This window comes from Granulicella sibirica, from assembly GCF_004115155.1.
Taxonomy (GTDB): Bacteria; Acidobacteriota; Terriglobia; order Terriglobales; family Acidobacteriaceae; genus Edaphobacter; species Edaphobacter sibiricus.
On the sequence record NZ_RDSM01000003.1, the window covers coordinates 60994 to 80906 of the forward strand.

A 19913-nucleotide genomic window follows, 5' to 3' on the forward strand; every position below is an offset into this window, starting at 1 on the left:
AGAACACGGTCCGGCGGTCGTGACAAGCGGTCTGACTTCGCTGGACTGCTTACTAGCTAGATGGTCTTGTTATCGGCGGTGTCGAGATGCGTGTCGGGCGCGGCACGGCTAAAGAGGATGCGCAGGTCGGTCACCTTGTTGAGCGCGAAGGCGGTTGGGCTTGTCGGCGCGGTGATGGCATAGAAGTCTGCGCGATGGACGTCGAGCAGAGAGAAGGACGGGCGCGCGTCGGGAACCATGGGCTGAATCTCGACGTGGCTCAACTCCAGCCGATTGACGTGGCGGAAGAGGAAGCCATGCGAAGCGGTCGTTCCGAACATGCCGGGATCGGGGTACTTGGCTTCGTTCTCGGGTGGGACGAGCGCGGCCATCGCCGCCGTGCCTCCTCCTTTGTGCTGGTGAAGCACGTTGGCGATCTTGACGTCTTCGATGGAGTAGCCGGGGATGCCGCTGAAGATCGACGAGACGCGCGAGCCGGCGTTGTACGAGGTGACGTTGCTGATGAGGATGCGGCGGGCGGTGCCGACCTGCGTCACCTGCTTTGGTCCGCGCAGACGTGAGCCGAGGCGAACGAAGAGGGGCGCGTAGACGATGTCGCGCATGGTGATGTTCGAGACGGTGATGTCCTCGCAGAGCGCGCCATCTTCGCTCTCGAGCGCAAGACCCATGCAGCCTTCGAAGACGCAGTTCGAGATGGTGATGTTCTTGAAGCCGCCGTTCGACTCGGTGCCGCACTTGATGCGTCCGGTGCGTGGGACGTCGTAGCCCTCGGGGAACTTCTTCCAGGTGCCGTCGAGGACCGTCCCCATCTGGTACGTTCCGGTGACGAAGCAGTTGGTGATGGTGAGGTTTTCGGTGGGGCGGTTGTAGCCGAGGGAGAAGCTCGACTTGGGGCAGATGCCGTCGTCCCACGGCGAGTTGACGGTGCAGTTCGAGACGCGGACGTTCTTGCAGCAGTCGATGTCCATACCGTCGCGGTCGGTATCGATGGTGAGGTTGTCGATGGTGAGGTTGTCGACGCCGGTAAGCAGCATGCCGAAGTGGCCAGCCTTGAGGATCTGGAAGTCGCGGAAGATCACGTTGTAGCAATTCTTCAGAGCGATGACCTTGTTGCCGACCCCTGCCTGTTCGGCGACGAAGGGGACGTCGAGCTTGTCGCGTCCGCGGCCGTGCGAGAGGCCGCGACCCCAGATGCGGCCGGGTCCGGTGATGGAGAGGTCGTGAAGGTTCTCGCCCCAGAGGAGGGAATTGTGCCAGTGATTGTGGCCGAAGTCCTGGTAGGTCTCGAGGCTTCCGTAGGTAATGGAGGTGTTGGGCTCGGCGGGATCGTAGGTGCCTCCCTGGTAGCCGGTGGTCTCGCCTGGCTTGGGCGAGTCGGCCGCGATGAGGACGGCTCCCTGCGCCAGATAGAGATGGACAAAGCTGCGGAGGTGGATCGAGAACGAGAGATAGTTGCCGGCAGGGAAGAAGACCGTGCCGCCTCCGGCTGCCGCAGCCGCTTCGATGGCCTTGTTGATGGCGGCGGTGTCGACAGACTTGCCGTTGCCGGTCGCGCCGTAGATGCGCACGTCGAAGAGCAGCGGCGAGGCCGCGCCGCTCTGCGCTCCCGCGAAGGCCGAAGAGGGGAGTGTGGCCGCGGCGGCGGCGAGACCGAGTCCGGAGAGCTTGAGGAGATCGCGGCGGGAAGAGTCTGAGGTTCTTGTAGCGGGGGTTTTCATGCCGGGGCCATCCTAACAGAAAGTGGTCGGACCGAAACTCCCGGGTGCCGGGCGTCATCCAACTCCCCATATGCGAACCATTACGCTTGAAGAACACTTCGTCACGAGATCCTTTCTGAAAGCCACCGAGGCTTTCTGGAGCAGCACAAATCCACGGGTGGCCGAGATGCGGCCGAAACTGCTCGATATCGGTGCGGGCAGGATTGCCGCGATGGACGAGGCAGGCATCGACCTGCAGGTGCTCTCGCTTGCGGCTTTGGGTTTCGATGACCTTGATGCGGACATGGCGACGCCGCTTACCCGGGAGATCAACGACGAGGTAGCCGAGGCGGTAAAGGCGAACCCGGGCCGCTTCGCCGCGTTTGCAAGCCTGGCATTGCAGGATCCCGATTCCGCTGCCCAGGAACTGGAACGCTGCGTGAGCAAGCTCGGCTTCGTGGGGACGATGCTAGACGGGACAACCGATGGCCTCTTTCTCGACGACAAGAGCTACACTCCCGTCTTCGAGGCTGCCGCGCATCTCGGCGTGCCGATCTATCTGCATCCCGCCCCTCCACCTGCAGCCGTTCAAAAGGCGTATTACTCTGGCCTGGCTGAGCTTGGACAGCTCCTTTCGATCGCGGGGTGGGGATGGCACGCGGAGACGGGCTTGCATACGTTGAGGTTGATCGTCTCCGGAGTCTTTGATCGATTCCCGGACCTGCAACTGATCATCGGACACATGGGCGAGGGCCTGCCCTACGCGCTGGCGCGGTCAAGTGCTGTCCTTTCTCGCGCCGCCACCCTGCGTCAATCGGTAGCGGAGTACTTCAAGACCAACATCCACATCACGACGAGTGGCTACTTCACCCAGCCGCCACTACGGTGCGCGTTGGACGTCGTCGGGATCGACCGCACGATGTTCTCGATCGACTACCCGTTCAGCCCGAACACCCACGGGAGGAAGTATCTCGACGAACTTGCTGGCATGCTCGCACCGGAGGATCTGGCGAGCCTGGCGCACGGAAATGCGGAGAGGCTTCTCAGGCTTCCGGTTCAGAACTGATTCGCTTAGTCGAGCTCCACTTCGCTTAGTCGAGCTCCACTTCGCTTAGTCGAGCTCCACTTCGCTTAGTCGAGCTTCACTTCGCTTAGTCGAGCTCCACGATCAATCCCTCGTTCGGCCATATCTCGAAGTCGCCCCAAAGGTGGCTGGTGATGTCGGTCGGACGCCACGGGTTGGTGGAGACAATGACACGGCCGCCCGGCGTCCATGCGGACTGGTTCGTTCCGGAGAGGTTAAGGATGATCTGCAGGCGCTCGGTGCCCAGGTTGCGGCGGTAGCTGAGGATGTAGCCTTGCGAGAAGACGTCCGAGACGTCGCCTTCGTGCAACGCAGGAGTGACGTTACGCAGGTGCAGAAGCTTCTTGCTCAGGCTCAGGATGGAACGTGCATCGCGCTGCTGGGCTTCGACGGTCAGCCCTTTATAGTTGGGGTGGATGGGGAGCCACGGCGAGCCCGTCGTGAAGCCCGCGTTCGGCGTCTGGTCCCAGAGCATGGGAGTGCGTTCGGGATCGCGTCCCTGGCCGATGCCGGGCTGGTTCTTCTCGGCCGGATCCTTCACCTGATCTGGCGCGATGTCTCCGTTCGGCATCCCGATCTCTTCGCCGTAGTACATCGTCGGCGTACCGCGAAGCGTCAGCAGAAGCATCTGCGCGACACGCGCCTGGTAGATGCCGATGCGGCTCGCGACCCGGGACTGATCGTGATTCCCTAGAACCCAGTTTGGCCATGCCCCTGCAGGCAGAAGGCCTTCGTACTGCTGAATCAATTGGGCGATACCGCTTGCGCTCCACGGCGTTTGGATGAGCTGGAAATTGAACGGCATCTGCGCGCCGGCGAGGCCCGCCTTTCCGGGTCCGGGCTCTCCGTAGTACTTCACCAGTTCAGGTAGCGGAAGGTAGATCTCCCCGATCAGCACGCGTGGGGTCGGCTTCTGCGGCGTCCCGGCATACGTATCCAGGATTGCGCGCATCTCGTTGACGATGACGTGCGTCTCGGGCTGGTCCGCGGTGTAGGTTGGCAGGACGCTCCAAAGGCTGGAGTCTCCGGGGTGCCACTCGGGATTGGGCGGGTTGTCGCGGAACTCGGCATCCTTGATGAGGAGCCAGAGGACATCCATGCGAAAACCGTCGACACCGCGCTTGCCCTTCCCACGTTCGAGCCAGAAGCGCATGGCGTCGTACATCGCGGCGCGGACCTCGGGGTTATGCCAGTTGAGGTCGGGTTGCTCCTTCAGAAAGGAGTGGCAATAGAACTGCTTCGTCTTCTCGTCCCAGGTCCATGCGGGACCGCCGAAGTGGCTCATCCAGTTGTTCGGCGGACGCGTTTCCGGCGGGCCGCTGTTCTCGCCGGTTGCCGGGGCAGGGTCGCGCCAGAGATACCAATCGCGCTTCTTGCTCTTCAGCGCCTTGCGGCTATCGAGGAACCATGCGTGCTGGTCCGAGGTGTGGTTTGGCACGAAATCCAGAATGAGCTTCATGCCGCGGTCGTGGATCCCGTCGATGAGCCGGTCGAAGTCTTCCAGCGTTCCGAAGAGGGGATCTACGTCGGTGTAGTTCGCGACGTCATAGCCGAAGTCAGCCATCGGCGATGGATAGAACGGGCTGATCCAGACAGCGTCGACGCCAAGCCCTTCGAGATAGTCCAACCGTTGCAGGATCCCGGCGAGATCGCCTACGCCGTCGCCGTTCGAGTCCTGAAAGGACCTTGGATAGACCTGATAGATAACACCGTCCTGCCACCAGAGACGCACCGTATCGCTCATGAAACCTTGGATGCACCGTGGGGAGATAACGGCTTGAAAGCTTTGCGACGAGCGGCGCCTCAGGCGGGAGGGAGATAGTAAAGCAGATCGAGCGCGGGAGGCTTGATGCCCAGGGGCCGCAGCAGAACCGCGATCTGCGCGGTGTGGCGCATCTCGTGAATCATCACGTGCCAGAGGAGTCCGTCGACCGTGTAACGCTCGGCCGGCTCGTTTTCTGCTCCACGACGCGGGCTAACTCGTTGCTGGTAAGTCTTGGCAAATAGGTGAGAGTTCTCTGCTCGACGTCCAGTAGCCAATGAGCGTCTCAAGATTGGCGTCAGCAAAGGCTGGACCCCACTTCGTATCTTTGAGGAACGGGTTGGCGCTGTGGACAGGCTCAATGCAGAGGATGTCTTTGTTGAGCCAGAAGTCCTCGACGCTGGCGATGTGGAAGACGAGATCCTTGATGCATTGAAATCTCGATCCGCCGATCAACGGTCGTGACAGCGCCTCATCCGGTGCCGCTTCGAGCGTGGCCACAGATCGCGGCGGGCGCGGCGGAGGTAGTCGTACATCTCGGGAAGGTTCATGGGCTCATCGTAACGCGATCCGGGAGCCAGGCTGAGCTTGACTCCCGGGACGGGTTTACGCGGCGTTGGGGTGCAGGAGAACCTTCGTCCAGCCGTGGTCGCGGTTGTCGAAGTGTTTGTAAGCATCTGGTGCCTGTTCGAGTGGGAGCTCATGCGAGACGATGAGCGACGGGTTTGCCTTGCCCTGGTGGATCAGGTCGCGCAGACGTCGGTTATACGCCTTCACATTGCACTGCCCGGTGCCCATCTTCTGTCCCTTGAACCAGAACTTGCCCATGTCGAAGGCGATCTGGCCCTTCTTGGCGAGCTTGTCGTCGGCTCCGGGATCCTTCGGCACAAAAACACCGACTACGCCGATGGTTCCGGTCGCCTTCACCGCGTCAACGAGCGAGTTCATGACGAGGTTTGGGACTTCTTTGCCGGAGGAGTTATGGCACTGATAGCCGATGCACTCAGCGCCGCAGTCGGCTCCGAGGCCGCCGGTAGCTTCGCGGATCTTGTCGCCGATCTCGCCGTCCTTGGTGTTGATGGGAGTGGCACCGATCTGTTGTGCCAGCGCGAGGCGATCTTCCTGGCCGTCAACGACGAAGATCTGTGCCGCTCCCTGGATGCGAGCGGACATCGCCGCCATTAGGCCCACAGGGCCGGCGCCATAGATGACGATCGACTGGCCGGGTTCAAGATTTGCGAGGCGGGTGGAGTGCCATCCTGTGGGGAAGATGTCGGAGAGCATGACGTAGTCCTTTTCCTTCTGGGTGGCGTCGGGAGGAAGCTGGAGACAGTTGAAGTCGGCGTAGGGCACGCGCAGGTACTGGGCCTGTCCGCCGGAGTAGGGTCCCATGCCGGCGAAGCCGTAGGCGGCTCCTGCCATGCCGGGCATCACCTTGGGGTCGGCGCAGGTGAGGCAGTATCCGGTGAGGCCGCGTTCGCAGTTCGCGCAAAAGCCGCAGCCGATGTTGAACGGGAGGACGACCTTGTCGCCGATTCTGACGGTATCGACTGCCTTGCCGACCTCGACGACTTCGCCGAGGTTCTCGTGTCCGAGGATCTTGCCCTTCTCGACGTCGGTGCGGCCTTCGTACATATGCAGGTCAGAGCCGCAGATGTTGGTCGTCGTGAGCTTGATGATGACGTCGGTTAGCTTTTCGAGCTTTGGGTCTGGAACGGTGTCGACGGAGACCTTCTTTGGGCCGTGATAAACAAGTGCTTTCATGGATTCCCTCTACGTTGAAGCGTGGTTCGCCGCGTGCGTGCTCGCGGATGGGTTTGAGACAAACGCTGGATCCCGGTTTCCGGTGCCGTTCACGGAAGGGCGGGACGTCGCTGGGGCGATATGTGCCGCCACCTTGGGTCGTGTGCAGGTGCAGACAGCGGTGTGATGCGAATTTTGGGCGGCCGGTGAGGAGCAGGCCCCAGGCTTTCGCGCGAGGTGAAACTTTTCGTTGACCTGGAGAAGGACGGAGCTGTGAATTCCGTTCGAAACCTGTCCTTGGTCGAGGCATGTCACCACGGCGAAACAAATGCTTCCCCACAGCATTTCTTTGTGCTATGCTTCATTTGCGGGCTGGAATAGCCGCAGGCATCGCGGGCAAAGACATTCGAAGTGGATTCGAGTCTGGCCAGAGACCGCGACACCGCCTTACCACCGCAAACCTTCCGCACTTGAAATGCGAAGCCGCGCTGGTTGCTCTGGCTGGAAGGCCGGTCATTGGACCGTGCCCTCGCCGTGCAGCAGCAGCGCTTCGGTTCCACGACAGCAATGCTGACTACCTGAATCCATAGCCCCACTGGTGCGCGTGATGCGTCCTGCGGAGCTTCTGCGCAACGACAGCTTTTTACCGCATCACTGTACCCCTAAGGAAAACCTTGACCTCCGCAACTCTTGAAGAACAGAAGTCCACAAGCAACACCCCCAACGACAACCACTCCGCTTCCACCGCCGTCGCCGCCGATGCCATCCAGATCGACCCTTCGACCGGCCTCCCCATGCTCAAAGATGTTCACTTCAACGATTTCAAGATCTCCGAATCGCTGAAGGCCCGCCTCCACGGCGCCGGCTTCAACACCCCCACGCCCGTCCAGGCCAAGGCGATCCCGCCGGCCCTTGAAGGCGCGGATATTCTCGCCACCGCCTCCACCGGCACCGGCAAGACCCTCTCCTTCCTGATCCCGATGATCGAGCGCATGGATGCAAACTCCGTCCCCTCGACCAAGGGCAAGCGTGGACCGATCCGCGCGCTCATTCTTCTTCCGACACGTGAACTCGCGATGCAGGTCCTCGAGGCCTACGGCAAGCTCGTCCCGGGCGTTCGCAACGACGCGGTTCTGGTCTGCGGCGGACTCTCCGAGAACGTCCAGCTCGATCAGCTCGATCGTGGCCCCCGCCTCGTCGTTGCCACCCCCGGCCGTCTCGAAGACTTCCTTCGCCGCCGCTCGGTGAACCTCGGCTCCGTCGAGATGCTCGTGCTCGACGAAGTGGATCGCATGCTCGACATGGGCTTCCTGCCCGCGATTCGCCGGATCGTCGGCGCGCTGCCGAAGACCCGCCAGACCATGTGCTACTCGGCGACGCTCGATGCGAACATCCGCGAGATCGTCAAGGAGTACGTCAACAAGCCTGTCCGCGTTGAGATCGGCACGACCTCGAAGCCGTCCGACCGCGTCGAACTTCGCGTCTATACCGTCATGCAGGATCAGAAGCTCGGTCTGCTCGACCAGATGCTTCGTGAAGAAGAGGGAACCTTCCTCGTGTTCTCGCGCACCAAGCATGGCGCGGACCGCATCTCGAAGAAGCTCGAAAAGCTCGGCCACGATGCCGACGTGATCCACGGCGACCGTTCGCAGTCGCAGCGGACCGCCGCGCTGAAGGGATTCGCCAACGGACGCCACCGCGTCCTCGTCGCCACCGACGTTGCCGCTCGCGGCATCGACGTCAACGACATCGCGCACGTCGTGAACTACGACCTGCCGAATGCTTCGGATGACTTCGTTCACCGCATCGGCCGCACCGGCCGCGCCGGCAAGAAGGGCGTCGCGACGACGTTCGTCATGCCGCAGGAGCGTTCGGATGCCCGCAAGCTTGAGCGCGAGCTGAAGATCAAGTTCGAGTGGCGCGAAGCCGACAAGAACCTCCAGAAGGAAGAGCGCAACAAGCCTCTCGATACGGCCTCGGCCACGGGCGACCTGATGCAGCTCGAGACGCGTTCATGGCGCGGGAACGATCCCGTTACCCCGATGACGCCAAACCCCTTCAGCAACCGCAGCCAGGGTCCCGGCGGCAACCAGTCGGGCCCACGTCCCGGCGGACGCGGCTTCGGTGGCTCCGCAAATGGACGCTCCGGACCCGGCGGTCCCGGCGGACCGCGTTCGGGAAGCCGCAACGCCTCCAGCCGCGTGAACCGCGGAACCCGCGGCCGCTAGTCTCCCATAACGGATAACAACGAAACGGCCCGTTCGCCTTCATTGGCGGACGGGCCGTTTTCTCTTATGGCGGTGGTTGGACCAATTAGCGTAGTATTCCGCCTGTTTGGTGTTCAGGTGAGGCGCGGGATGCGGATAGCGACAGCAGTATTGGTTTTGGCGGTGTTCGTGAGCGGGCATGAGGCGTTTGCTGCGGGAAAGACGTGTGACGTCAAAGCGTACGGTGCCAAGGGAGATGGCGTCGCGAAGGATACGCTCGCGGTTCGGAAGGCGATCGACGCGTGTGCCGGCGGAGGCACGGTCGAGGTCGGGGCAGGGAAGTACCTGATCGGGCCGATTGAATTGAAAAGCGGGGTGACGCTCGATCTGCAGGCTGGCGCGACGCTTCTCGGGTCGGCGGATGTCGCCGACTACCCTCGGCGGATGGAGATGCGGGAGATGTGGCTGCAGCCGCTGATCGGCGCGAAAGATGCGAAGGACATCACGATCCACGGTGGTGGCACCATCGACGGCAATGGAGAGTCCTGGTGGACGATGGCGCGCTCCGTCAAGGATTCCGGAATCTACAAGTCATCGAATCAGCATCCCAGGCCAATGCTCCTCATGTTCGATCACAGCTCGCACATCGTGGTCGAAGGCATTACCGTGCAGAATTCGGCCTTCTGGCAAATTGTCCCCTACTACTCGGACGACCTCGTCTTCCGCAACCTGAAGATCTTTGCGCCGCAGCACTCCCCGAACACGGACGCGATCGACCCATTCGCCTCGAGCCACATCCTCATCGACCACGTGTTTTCAAGCGTCGGCGACGACAACATTGCGATCAAGAGCGGCGTCATCGACTCGCCCGGTCCGGACTCGCCGAGCCACGATATCTCGATCACCGACTGCGTCTTCGAGCACGGGCACGGTCTTTCGATCGGAAGCGAGCTTGCAGGAGGTGCGAACAATATCCACGCCGAGCGAATCCACTTCAAGGGCACCGACCAGGGCATCCGGATCAAGTCGAACCGCGATCGCGGCGCGCAGATCTACGCCATGACCTTCAAAGACATCACCATGGAGGACGTGACGACGCCGATTCTCATCAGCGAGTACTACCCGAAGGTCGCTCCCGAGGGCGAGGTGCCGAGCGCGCCGATAGGGCGCCTCACGCCCTTCTTCCACGACTTCACCATCGAGAACGTCACGGCGACCGGGGCGAAAAACGCCGGTTATATCGTTGGTCTCCCGGAGTCGCCCGTGAAGAGCGTCGTGCTGAAGCACATTAGGATAGCCGCGCAGAAGGGCATGATTGTGATGTTCGCGCAGGTCTCCGCAGAGGATGTGTCGATCACATCGCAGGACGGGAAAGCGATCTCAGTAGCGCCCAACGCAGTCTTCGATATAACGAAATAAGTGAACGCGCCTAAGCGTTTCGCGGATGGAAGCGGAGCGCCGTCAGTGTCGGCGAGACCGAAGCAACCTTGGTATCGGTCAGGCCGAGCGCGCGCAGAGTCTCACGCACGAACGCCTCACTGATGGCCTTCGGTCGGCCTTTGGGATAGATCACCCACAACGGAACCTGATTCGGGTGGGTATGTTTGATCACCTGCATGAGATCTTCCCTGGAGTCGACGCGAGCCAGCGTGAGGTCCGGATGATTCTTCGTGATCTTCCCGGCGCTCGCTACCGCTTCCGCCAGTTCGGGATCCTCCATGTTGCCCAGCGCACGGACCTTCATAGCCGCCGTGATGCCAAGTTTCTGAGCAAGGGTTGGCGCGGGTTTCAGCAGCGCCGCCTCCCAACGCTTCGCCTGATCCGCTCCTAAGCTTAACGTGACGGTCTCGTCCCCGACTTGAAAGCTCAGCCGATCCGCCGCTGGCCCTTCCAGGTGAATTTCGCGCATGTTGGCGATCGGAATCTTGCGGCGCTTCTCACCTGTAATCGAACCTCCCCCAAGGATCAGTTCGCGTGCCTCGAGGAGCGCGGTCACCTGCCCCTTCATCTCTCCCCACTGACAGGTACAGACAGCTTCACGTCCCATAGATCACCTCCGCGAAAATTATCGATCCTGGTTCAAAGCAGAATACACGCGCCTTCCAAACAATGCGGTACCAATTCGGATGCAGGTACTGCCTTCGGCGATGGCTACGGCAAAGTCGCCGGACATTCCCATCGAGAGTCCGGTGAGCTCCGCGTACATCGAAACGTTCTCATCTCGAAGCTGACGAAGGCGTTGAAAGTAAGGCCGAGCCGTTTCGGGCTCTTCCGACCACGGCGGAACGGTCATCAAGCCGGCCAAAGCCAGGTGCTTCAGCTCGGACAGTGAAGCGAGAAGACCGGGAAGCTCTTCCGGAGCGATTCCGTGCTTCGACTCCTCGTGGCTGAGCTTGACCTCGATATGCACAGGAATCATCTTACCGAGCGCCTCGGCGGCCGCATTCAACCTCTGACCGATCTTCAACGAATCGACCGTATCGACAGCCTGAAAGAGCTCCGCGGCCTTCGCGGACTTATTACTCTGCAGCGGCCCGATGAGGTGGACTTCCAGCCCCTCCAGGTGTGCTGCAGCCGGAGCCTTCGATTGCCACTCCTGCACGCGGTTCTCGCCGAAGAGCCGAAGCCCGGCCTCATACGCCTCGAGCACGACCTCAACCGGATGGACCTTCGACACCGCCATCAGGGCTACGTCTGCCGGCGAGCGATGCGCCCGCGCGCAGGCATCGGCTATCTGGTTCTGGATACGCGAGAGATTCTCTGCAATGGACATTCCTGCCTAGTCTACGGTTTTGCCGGTATTCGCGTTTCCCGGCAGCGCCAGCCACTCCTCCCGGGTGATCTGCCAGATGTCGGCGGGAAGCTGTCCGCAGACGAACCCATGCGGCTCGGTCCGGATCAACCGCATCCCGGAGTGCTCGGAGATCTTCCGCGAGGCGATGTTTTGTGTAGCCTTTGGCACCGTGAGGGTAGGGAAGCCCAGCGTCTCGAACCAGAAGGCTGTCACTGCCCGCGATGCCTCTGTCGCGTACCCATTCCCCTGCCATGGCAACCCGATCCAGAAGCCCCGGTTGCTGGCATGCCGGGATTCCTCCGACTTCAGCGAAATCATGCCGATAAGCCCCTCCGGATGAGGCCGAGTACGGATCGTCCAGTGCCACTCCTCGCCGCGTGCCATCGCGGGGAGCGCCTTCTCCCTATAGAAGGTCTCGACCCCGTCGCGCGGGAAGGGCCAGGGAACCACGTCATTCAGCAGCCGAACGATCTCCCATCGAGCGAAGAGCGGCTGAGCCTGCGCCGCATCCGCAAGCTCAAGCGGCCGCAGCAAAAGCCGCTCAGTCTCGATCAGGGGCGTAGGGATGAACTCCCGGGCTCGTGGCGCGAAACCTTCCATGCAAATACGCTAACGCACCGGCTCCAGCGCGAGAAAGAGCCTTAGCGCCCGTGCTCTTCCAGAAACTTCTCCACCTCAAGCGCCGCCATGCATCCCGACCCTGCGGCCGTGATCGCCTGCCGGTACTTCCGGTCCTTGATGTCCCCGCAGGCGAAGACGCCCTTGAGCACCTCGCCGTTCAGCGTCGTGTACACGTCGTCGTGGGCGAGAATGTAGCCATCTTCATCCAGATCCATCTGCCCGGAGAACATCCCGGCGTTCGGGATATGCCCGATGCCGAGAAACATGAACGAGATTGGCAGGATCGACTCGACCCCGGTGACGGTGTTGCGAATCCGCAGCCCCTTCACGTCCTTCTCCTCGACGCCGAGCACCTCTTCGACGACCGTGTTCGAGAGGAACTCGATCTGCGGATGAGCCATCGCGCGCTCCAGCATGATCGGCGACGCGCGGAACTTGCCCGTGCGGTTGATCAGCGTCACCTTCGAGGCGAAGCGCGTCAGAAACAGCGCCTCTTCCATGGCGGAATCCCCGCCACCGATGACGGCGATCTCTTTGCCGCGCGAGAAAAACCCATCGCACGTAGCGCACGAGCTCACGCCATGGCCAATGAGCGCTTGCTCGGATGGCAGGTTCAGCCAGCGCGCCGACGCGCCCGAAGCGATAATCAGCGTCCGCGTCTTGACGATCTCCTTGCCCAGGTTCAGCTCGATCGGGTACTTCGTCAGGTCGGCCGAAACCAGGTGCGCCATCGAAAGCTCGGCGCCAAAACGCTCTGCCTGCTTCTTCATATTCTCGATCAGCTCGGGTCCCTGGATACCTTCGGGCCAGCCAGGAAAGTTCTCGACCAGCGTCGTGATCGAAAGCTGCCCACCGGGCTCGTGGCCCTCGAGAACGAGAGGCTTGAGGTTGGAGCGGCCGGCGTAAATGGCGGCTGTCAGGCCGGAGCAGCCGGAGCCGAGGATAACGGTATCGCGAACGGAAGAATCAGGCATAGTGGCACCATTAGTGTAAATGCGGCACCAGCAAAAAGGATTCAACCCGCCCAAACGCACCTGAAGGCTATTCCCAATGGGACAATAGGTTATGGCGAATCTGACTTTGGTTTACGGAATGCGATTGCTGCCGGCGGATGAGGTTTCCTCGGTGGGAGATGCCACGCTGGCATTGAAGAACGGCAACGAGGCGCATGTAACGATGCACATCCTCGAGGGCAGCCGTGAACAGATCGAGGCACAGCTTCGCCTCAGCATCGACGCGTTCTTCGATTTCTACCCGGAGATTTAGGCGAGGGTGAATGGCTGGGAGACCAGCGACGGAGGTTTAAACGATCAGTCCTTGAAAGTCAGGTATTGGACGATCGCTCGACCATCTACGCGTTGGCTCTTGAGTCCGGACGTGTCGACGATGCGAGCGTCGCCGAAGGGCTGAGATGACCGAGCCGGGCTCTCATACTCGGGTGCCGTCCGGAGTTCGCCGCAATCCCTCAGTTGAAGTAGCCACCTTAGCTTTTTGCTTGGAGGTGTTCTCACCGCCGAGCGCTCGAAATCGACGAATTCTGATGCAATCACAAAGAAAGGCCCACAGAAAAACCAGGGTAAGCAGCGCAACGGTCAATATGGCGATAGAAATGTCGTTTTCCATTGGCTTCTCCGACTGCTCCCGATTCCGTTCGGCCGAGGGCAGTTAAACGCGTCCGGATGCGGGTCGATCCTTCACCGGGCGCTCTGTGATCAAAAGATTGTGATCACCGGAGAGCATTCGTTTCAGTGCGTCGGCAAGTTTCTGCTCTAAACCGGGCCTCGGAGCCCCTAGCAGATAGCGCTTCTCCATCAGTTCCGTTTTGACGAGCCTGAAGAAATTGCTTGTAATCCGCTGAATTTCGGCCTGCGGTCCCGTACCATGCAGCTCCATACCCCTCACCGAGAGCCGAAGTCGCATCCAACCGACTACCGCCTGCAAGAGACGATCTGGCTACCTCTGCGAAAGAAATGCACGTCTGGGACCCTCATGTCTTCATCCGATAACACCATCTCCCGCCGCACCCTGGTAGGCACGCTGGGCGCGGGCCTTGCCGCCGCCGCCATCCCCTCCGCGGCGCAGGCACAAGCCTCTACCGCACAGCCCGTCGCCGACCCGACGAGCAAGTACCCCAAGCCTCCTTACACAAGCCCGTTCCAGCCCTGGCCTGGGCTCGCAAGCAAGATGACGCCTCCGCCCGATCACGGCGAGACCAGCTACAAGGGTTCCGGCCGACTGCTCAACCGCAAGGCCCTCATCACCGGCGGCGACTCCGGCATGGGCCGCGCCGCCGCCATCGCCTATGCCCGCGAGGGAGCCGATGTCGCCATCAACTACTTCCCAAGCGAGGAGCCCGACGCACAACAGGTGGCCGAGCTTATCCGCAAGGCGGGTCGTAAGGCCGTCCTGATTCCCGGCGACCTCCGCGAGGAGGTCTTCTGCCTCAAGCTCGTCTCCCAGGCCGTCTCGGAACTTGGCGGTCTCGACATCGTCGTCTCGAACGCGGCTCGTCAGCACCAGATGGAGTCCATCCTCGACATGACGACGGAGCTTTTCGACTGGACCATCAAGACCAACATGTACGCGCCGTTCTGGATCATTCGCGCGGCCCTGCCGCATCTCAAGCCGGGCTCCGCGATCATCGCCACGACCTCCGAGCAGGCCTACGATCCCGCCGCCAACCTCTACGACTACGCCCAGACCAAGGCCGCGACCATGAACTTCGTCAAATCGCTCGCCAAGCAGTTCGGCCCCAGGGGTGTCCGTGTCAACGGGGTCGCGCCGGGTCCGATCTATACCCCTCTCCAGATCTCAGGCGGCGCAACCGAAGAGCACTGGCGCAACTTCGGAGGCAAATACCCTCTCGGCCGCGCTGGCCAGCCCGCCGAACTCGCCTCCATCTACGTCCAGCTCGCATCCCAGGACGCCTCCTACACCACTGGCAATATCTATGGAGCCGGTGGAGGCGACGGTCAACCATAGCAATAAGGATCGGGTTCATCGGCCATTCCGCTGAGAACTTGAGCGCTGTTTCAAAACGAGTCACACGCCGTTACCGAAGTTTCTTCTGACGACAAAGAAGAGACGGAGGTGCGGCGTGGAACGTTTGCGGCTTGTCCTGATCGCTGTGGCTGGTCTTGGGCTTACGACAGCGCTCCAGTCTCAGCAGGAACTCCCACGCCTTCCATCGGATGCAACTCCGGTCTACCCGGCTCCGGCAACGACCGTCGCGGGGGTCCTGCAGGAGATGACCAGCCGTGCGGCCATTATCTTCGCTGGTACCGTCACCTCTGTGCGTCTGCCCAACCCCGGGGAGCAGGCCGGCAACGCGGCAGCAGGCGTAGTCGAGGTCGAGTTTCGCGTCGAACAGGCCGTCTCAGGGCCGGCGGCGGGGTCGACCTACATCGTGCGCGAGTGGGCCGGGCTCTGGCGCGATGGGCCGCGCTTCGAGGTCGGTCAGAGACGGCTCATGCTTCTGCGCTCTCCGGGGCCAGGTGGCCTGAGTTCTCCGGTCGACGGTCTCGATGGCGCGATCCCCGTCACCGGCGGGGACCTCGTCTCACCCTCGGCGCGCATCGCGCAGGGCGTGCAGGCGCACGCTGCGAAAGCCGCGAAGGCTGTCATGCCCGTGCAGAACACGGTCAGTCGCGTCGATCTGCGTTGGCTCCAGGCGAAAACCCTGCGCTCGACAAACTCCATATCGCCCGCGCTGTCGCGGGTAGCCACCGGGTTCGCGCTTGGCGGAGTGTCAACTCCGGAGCCCGCCACCAATCTTCAGCCGGAACTAGGTCAGGTCCTCGGCATGCTGCTCATCTGGCAGGAATCTCTCCATGCGGCTCACTAGGACAGCCGTCTGGGCCATCTGGCTGACCGTGACGGTCACGGCGACAGCGTTCGCGGGCGGTCCGCGCTGGTCTTCGGGCAGGCCGTACTTCGCCAACTCCGACGGCAAGCCCGTCGTCTGGTTCACCACCAGCCCCCTCTACTTCACCGATCCCGGCGACCTCAGCGCCTCGGTCAACCACGCCGCCGCGGATGCCCTGGTCGCCGACGCCGCCGGCGTATGGAACGTCAGCGTATCGAGCATCGTCCTCGCGCAGGGTGGCACGCTGGCCGAGCATGTCAGCAGCGCGAACGTCTCTTTCGGCTCGAGCGGCCTCGTCTTTCCCGCCGACGTGCAACCCTCGAACAGCGCAGCCATCCAGATCGCCGTGATCTACGACAGCGACGGCTCCGTGACCGACCTTCTCCTCGGCAGCGGTGCCAGCGACCCCGGCAACTGCCGTCAGGCCGCCGTCACCGAGAGCGTCGACAGCATCGCCCCGTCGAACCTCATCCAGCATGCCCTTCTCGTTCTGAACGGCCGATGCACCGGTCCCGACCCCGAATTGCAGCTCGAGATGAAGTACAGGCTTGTCCGCGCCTTTGGCCGCGTGCTTGGACTGGCCTGGTCGCAGACCAACGACAACGTCTTCACCGGATCGCCGCAGGCCTCGAACGCGGAAGAGCTCAACTGGCCCCTGATGCACCCCATCGACCTCCTCTGCGGACCCTACGCCTATCAATGCCTGCCGCAGCCGTTTACCCTGCGTCCGGACGACCTCGCCTCCATCGCCACCGTCTACCCGAGTGGCACCACCGGAAACGGCAAGATCCCCGCCTATTCCGTCGCCGGGTTCGTGACCGGCTCGATCAACTTCGCCAACGGACAAGGTATGCAGGGCGTGAACGTACTCGTGCGACGCTTCCACCCGCCAACGAATACCACGGACGCCTACGACCTCGAGAGTTCCGTCTCCGGCTATCGCTTCCAGAGGATTGGAGGAAACCCGGTCACGCCCAAGGGAACGTCCCTCGCGGAGAGCTTCGGCTGGCCTTACCAGATGGAAGGAACCTTCGACCTCGCCTGGATCCCGATTCCCACGGGCGAGGTGTGGAACAACATGATTGTGACGACCGAGCCGGTGAATCCCCTCTATACGGGCCAGTATGCCGTCGGCCCCTACACCGAATCGCAGGTAACGCCCTCCGGAGAGCCGCTGACGGTAACCTACGGCGTCGTCGGCAGGGCGTCGTATGCGTCGAAGACGCTCGTCGCCACTAGCGGAGCGGGAGCATGCACCCCGGGCTCCGACGGCGCCGAGACAGCCCCAACCGATGTCGTCCCGAACGGAGAATGGGCCGGAACGCTCTGCGGCTACGGCCACACCGCCTGGTCCGGATTCGCAGTGCAGGCCGGGCGAACGCTGACCGTCGAGGTGATGGCGCTCGATGACCAGGGCATCCCCACCGCCGGAAAGGTGCAGCCCGTCATCGGCCTCTGGGCCAGCGCGGACGCGCCCGGAACCCCGCCGTCGGTCGGTTCCGTAGCCGCCTCCATGAACACCGCGACTCCCGGCCTGACCGCCCTGACCGTGGCAAATCCAGCAACCCGCCTCCTCCGCCTGGGCCTCGGCGATATGCGCGGAGACGGCCGTCCCGACTACGCCTACACCGCGCGTGTCCTCTACGCGGACTCGATCACGCCGACCCAGGTCCCTCTCAACGGAGGCCAGGTCACTATCTCTGGCATAGGCTTCCGCTCCGGGAACGCCGTGACGATCAACGGCGCAGCTGCCCAGGTTCTGAGCTGGTCTCCGACCTCGATCGTAGCCATCGCCCCAGCCATGACCAGCGCACAAACCGCCGACGTCGCCGTCACGGACCTGTCGACCGGCGGCGAGACCACCATGACCGCCGCCCTCACCTACGGCTCGACCGCCCTGCCGGACGTCCTCACGGTAGTCTCTTCTCCAGCCAGCGGAGCCTATATAGGCGTTCCCGCAGCCGCGGCCTTCGCCGTGCGCGTCCTCCTCGCCGACAGTAGCACCCCGGCATCCGGCGTCGGCGTCACCGTCTCCGCAACCAACGCCACCCTCGGAGCCTGCGGAGCCATTCCCACCTGCGTGCTGACCACGGACAACACTGGCAGCATCCTCACCAGCGTTACCCCCACTACGATCGGAACCATAAACCTCCTCGCCTCGGTCGACACAGCCTCCGTAACCGCATCCTTCGTCTCCGCAACCATCATTCCGGACACCCTCCAACTCCTCTCCCTGCCATCGTCCCCAATCTATGCAGGAATTCCCGCCTCAGCCCCTTTCGCCGTCCGCGTCACTCTTCCCGACGGCGTTACCCCCGCCATCGGCCTCACCACAGCCGTCTCAGCCATGGGAGCCACCCTCGGCGCATGCGCGGGCTTGTCATCCTGCAGACTGATCACCAGCCCTGCCGGCATGATCTCCACCACCGTCATCCCCTCGGCTGCGGGCACTATCTCGCTCCAGGCCACAGCCGGGGGTGGAACTCTTTCCGCCTCCTTCGGTGCCCTCGCCCTGCCTCCGGACATCCTCCGCGTCACGTCCGTTCCCGCAAACGGCGCCTATGTCGGAACCCCCGCCGCATCGCCGTTCGGGGTTAAGGTTCTTCTCGGCGACGCCCTTACCCCCGCCTCCGGCGTCACCGTGAAGATATCGGCGACTCAGGCGACCCTCGGTGCCTGTGGCCTATCCACCTGCACCCTCACCGCCGACTCCACCGGCTCCGTGTCGACAACCGTCGCTCCAACCACTCCCGGGACAATCAGTCTCTCGGCAACCGCCGGCGGCAGCACCCTCCCGGCCTCCTTCACCGCGCAGGCCGTCCCCCCGGAGACGGTCCACCTCGTCTCGATCCCAGGCAACGGAACCACCGTCGGCACCCCGGCAGCCATCCCCTTCGCCTTCCAGGTTCTTCTCGGCGATGGGATCACACCCGCCCCCGGCGTCCCCGCAACCGTGACAGCTACCGGCGGTCAACTGGGAGCATGTGGAGCGGCCACTTGCTCCATCACCACGGACGCCCAGGGCATGATCTCGACCACCGTGACTCCCACCATTCTCGGAACGATCTCCCTGAAAGCCTCCGCGGGAGGCGGGTCGATCGCCGTCGCGTTCACCTCCTCGGCGAACTGGATACGCATCCTCTCCCAGCCCGCCACTCTCGTCTACGTTGGCGTCCCCGCGGCCATTCCGTTCCGGGCTCAGGTGCTGCGCGCCGACGGTGTGACGCCCATAGCCGGGGCTGCGGTCAGCATCTCGGCGACCCTGGCCGGTCTCTCCACATGCGCCGGGGCCTCTTCCTGCGTCCTCACCGCCGACGCCTCCGGCACCATCTCGGCGATCGTCACTCCGCACTCTCCCGGCATCGTCACCTTCCAGCTCGCATCGGGCAGTGCCTCCGCCTCGGCCTCCTTCCAGGCCCTTGCCATGCCGCCCGATTACCTCAAAATCCTCTCCGCCCCCACCGGAGCAGCCTATGTCGGCCTCCTCTCTCCAACGCCCTTCACGGTGCAGGTCTACCTCGGCGACCGCATCACCCTGGCCACCGGAATCTCCGTCAAGCTCCAGTCCCCCGCCGCGAGCCTCACCAACTGCGGCACCGCCTGCTACTTCACCACCGACGCCAACGGAACGATCTCCACCACCGTCACCCCGCTCTTCGCCGGCCCCATCGTTCTTACCGCCATCGCGGGCGGCGTCACCGTCACGAGCACCGTTACTGGCGTCACTCTCCCGAACGACATCCTCACCGTCACTTCGCTCCCCCCGGACGGCTCATCCATCGGCCAGGCCGCTTCCACCCCCTTCTCGGTCAAGATCCTGTATGGGGACGGCGCGACGATCGCGGCGGGCGTCCCCATGACTGTCACTGCCACGAATGCAACTCTCACCGCCTGTGGACGCGCCTCCTGTGTCCTCCACGCCGATCCCACTGGCATCGCCACCACCCAGGTCATCCCCATCGCCGCCGGTCCGGCCGTTCTCACCGCGACTGCGGGCGGAACGACCATCACGTCAACTTTCTTTGCCGCGTCCCCGCCAGACGTCCCAGCCGTACTCTCGCTCCGGTAGACGGGTTCGAGACACTCGTTTCGGACGCCGGCGGTCTCCATGCCTCATGCCGGTAAATCCGTCGAAGGTCG

Annotated in this window: 17 protein-coding genes; 7 read left to right on the top strand and 10 right to left on the bottom strand. The window is 62.8% G+C overall.

From position 1 onward, the window contains the following. Positions 1–56 precede the first annotated feature (56 nt). Positions 57–1718, bottom strand: a complete 1662-nt coding sequence (locus GRAN_RS17170; protein WP_128914293.1) for a rhamnogalacturonidase — start codon at positions 1716–1718, stop codon at positions 57–59. Between the two features lie 166 nt (positions 1719–1884). On the opposite strand from GRAN_RS17170, the gene GRAN_RS17175 reads away from it, so the two are divergent. Next, positions 1885–2763 (top strand): amidohydrolase family protein, encoded by an 879-nt coding sequence (locus tag GRAN_RS17175; RefSeq protein ID WP_241654881.1) that lies wholly within the window; start codon positions 1885–1887, stop codon positions 2761–2763. An 85-nt stretch (positions 2764–2848) separates the two neighbouring features. On the opposite strand, the gene GRAN_RS17180 is transcribed toward GRAN_RS17175, so the two are convergent. From GRAN_RS17180 to GRAN_RS17190, 4 genes are all read right to left on the bottom strand, one after another. Beyond that, entirely contained in the window at positions 2849–4525 is a 1677-nt protein-coding gene (locus tag GRAN_RS17180) for an alpha-amylase family glycosyl hydrolase (RefSeq protein ID WP_128914295.1), read from the bottom strand. 59 nt (positions 4526–4584) lie between these two features. Then, the gene (locus GRAN_RS26750) at positions 4585–4848 is read right to left on the bottom strand and encodes a DinB family protein (RefSeq protein ID WP_338323453.1); all 264 of its coding nucleotides are present in this window, start codon (positions 4846–4848) and stop codon (positions 4585–4587) included. Then, the gene (locus GRAN_RS25800) at positions 4757–5044 is read right to left on the bottom strand and encodes a hypothetical protein (protein WP_192898055.1); all 288 of its coding nucleotides are present in this window, start codon (positions 5042–5044) and stop codon (positions 4757–4759) included. Before GRAN_RS25800 ends, GRAN_RS26750 begins: the two co-directional genes overlap by 92 nt. 105 nt (positions 5045–5149) lie before the next feature. Further along, on the bottom strand, positions 5150–6307 hold the full coding sequence (locus GRAN_RS17190) for a glutathione-independent formaldehyde dehydrogenase (RefSeq protein WP_128914297.1): 1158 nt from the start codon (positions 6305–6307) through the stop codon (positions 5150–5152). Between the two features lie 653 nt (positions 6308–6960). Between GRAN_RS17190 and GRAN_RS17195 the strand changes: the two genes are divergently transcribed. Both GRAN_RS17195 and GRAN_RS17200 read left to right on the top strand, forming a co-directional pair. Then, positions 6961–8514, top strand: a complete 1554-nt coding sequence (locus GRAN_RS17195) for a DEAD/DEAH box helicase (protein WP_241654887.1) — start codon at positions 6961–6963, stop codon at positions 8512–8514. A 129-nt stretch (positions 8515–8643) separates the two neighbouring features. After that, a complete protein-coding gene (locus GRAN_RS17200) occupies positions 8644–9912 on the top strand; it encodes a glycoside hydrolase family 28 protein (RefSeq protein WP_128914298.1) in 1269 nt (422 codons plus the stop codon). Between the two features lie 10 nt (positions 9913–9922). Here the strand turns inward: GRAN_RS17200 and GRAN_RS17205 are convergent, their stop codons facing one another. The 4 genes from GRAN_RS17205 to trxB are packed head-to-tail and all read right to left on the bottom strand — an operon-like array spanning position 9923 to position 12882. Then, positions 9923–10540, bottom strand: coding sequence for a hypothetical protein (locus tag GRAN_RS17205; RefSeq protein ID WP_128914299.1), 618 nt, complete (start codon positions 10538–10540; stop codon positions 9923–9925). Between the two features lie 18 nt (positions 10541–10558). Beyond that, entirely contained in the window at positions 10559–11266 is a 708-nt protein-coding gene (locus GRAN_RS17210) for a YggS family pyridoxal phosphate-dependent enzyme (protein WP_128914300.1), read from the bottom strand. 6 nt (positions 11267–11272) lie between these two features. After that, positions 11273–11887, bottom strand: a complete 615-nt coding sequence (locus GRAN_RS17215; protein WP_128914301.1) for a GNAT family N-acetyltransferase — start codon at positions 11885–11887, stop codon at positions 11273–11275. 41 nt (positions 11888–11928) lie between these two features. Then, positions 11929–12882 (bottom strand): thioredoxin-disulfide reductase, encoded by a 954-nt coding sequence (gene trxB / locus GRAN_RS17220; protein ID WP_128914302.1) that lies wholly within the window; start codon positions 12880–12882, stop codon positions 11929–11931. Positions 12883–12973: 91 nt separating this feature from the next. Between trxB and GRAN_RS17225 the strand changes: the two genes are divergently transcribed. Further along, complete coding sequence (locus GRAN_RS17225; RefSeq protein ID WP_128914303.1) at positions 12974–13174, top strand: allantoinase; 201 nt, start codon at positions 12974–12976, stop codon at positions 13172–13174. A 399-nt stretch (positions 13175–13573) separates the two neighbouring features. On the opposite strand, the gene GRAN_RS17230 is transcribed toward GRAN_RS17225, so the two are convergent. Continuing rightward, on the bottom strand, positions 13574–13801 hold the full coding sequence (locus GRAN_RS17230; protein ID WP_128914304.1) for a hypothetical protein: 228 nt from the start codon (positions 13799–13801) through the stop codon (positions 13574–13576). Between the two features lie 96 nt (positions 13802–13897). Between GRAN_RS17230 and GRAN_RS17235 the strand changes: the two genes are divergently transcribed. The 3 genes from GRAN_RS17235 to GRAN_RS17245 all read left to right on the top strand — a co-directional run bounded on the left by GRAN_RS17235 (position 13898) and on the right by GRAN_RS17245 (position 19842). Continuing rightward, positions 13898–14890 carry an SDR family oxidoreductase gene (locus GRAN_RS17235; RefSeq protein ID WP_128914305.1) on the top strand — a complete coding sequence of 331 codons (993 nt, stop codon included), beginning with the start codon at positions 13898–13900 and terminating at the stop codon, positions 14888–14890. Positions 14891–15005: 115 nt separating this feature from the next. After that, entirely contained in the window at positions 15006–15752 is a 747-nt protein-coding gene (locus GRAN_RS17240; RefSeq protein ID WP_128914306.1) for a hypothetical protein, read from the top strand. Beyond that, entirely contained in the window at positions 15739–19842 is a 4104-nt protein-coding gene (locus GRAN_RS17245; protein ID WP_128914307.1) for an IPT/TIG domain-containing protein, read from the top strand. The genes GRAN_RS17240 and GRAN_RS17245 overlap by 14 nt, the downstream gene beginning before the upstream one ends. Positions 19843–19913 lie beyond the last annotated feature (71 nt).

Coding starts and splice junctions, on each gene's coding strand:
- GRAN_RS17170 (WP_128914293.1), bottom strand. CDS start 1,718: ATGAAAACCCCCGCTACAAGAACCTCAGACTCTTCCCGCCGCGATCTC.
- GRAN_RS17175 (WP_241654881.1), top strand. CDS start 1,885: ATGCGGCCGAAACTGCTCGATATCGGTGCGGGCAGGATTGCCGCGATG.
- GRAN_RS17180 (WP_128914295.1), bottom strand. CDS start 4,525: ATGAGCGATACGGTGCGTCTCTGGTGGCAGGACGGTGTTATCTATCAG.
- GRAN_RS17190 (WP_128914297.1), bottom strand. CDS start 6,307: ATGAAAGCACTTGTTTATCACGGCCCAAAGAAGGTCTCCGTCGACACC.
- GRAN_RS17200 (WP_128914298.1), top strand. CDS start 8,644: ATGCGGATAGCGACAGCAGTATTGGTTTTGGCGGTGTTCGTGAGCGGG.
- GRAN_RS17205 (WP_128914299.1), bottom strand. CDS start 10,540: ATGGGACGTGAAGCTGTCTGTACCTGTCAGTGGGGAGAGATGAAGGGG.
- GRAN_RS17210 (WP_128914300.1), bottom strand. CDS start 11,266: ATGTCCATTGCAGAGAATCTCTCGCGTATCCAGAACCAGATAGCCGAT.
- GRAN_RS17215 (WP_128914301.1), bottom strand. CDS start 11,887: ATGGAAGGTTTCGCGCCACGAGCCCGGGAGTTCATCCCTACGCCCCTG.
- trxB (WP_128914302.1), bottom strand. CDS start 12,882: ATGCCTGATTCTTCCGTTCGCGATACCGTTATCCTCGGCTCCGGCTGC.
- GRAN_RS17225 (WP_128914303.1), top strand. CDS start 12,974: ATGGCGAATCTGACTTTGGTTTACGGAATGCGATTGCTGCCGGCGGAT.
- GRAN_RS17230 (WP_128914304.1), bottom strand. CDS start 13,801: ATGGAGCTGCATGGTACGGGACCGCAGGCCGAAATTCAGCGGATTACA.
- GRAN_RS17235 (WP_128914305.1), top strand. CDS start 13,898: ATGTCTTCATCCGATAACACCATCTCCCGCCGCACCCTGGTAGGCACG.
- GRAN_RS17245 (WP_128914307.1), top strand. CDS start 15,739: ATGCGGCTCACTAGGACAGCCGTCTGGGCCATCTGGCTGACCGTGACG.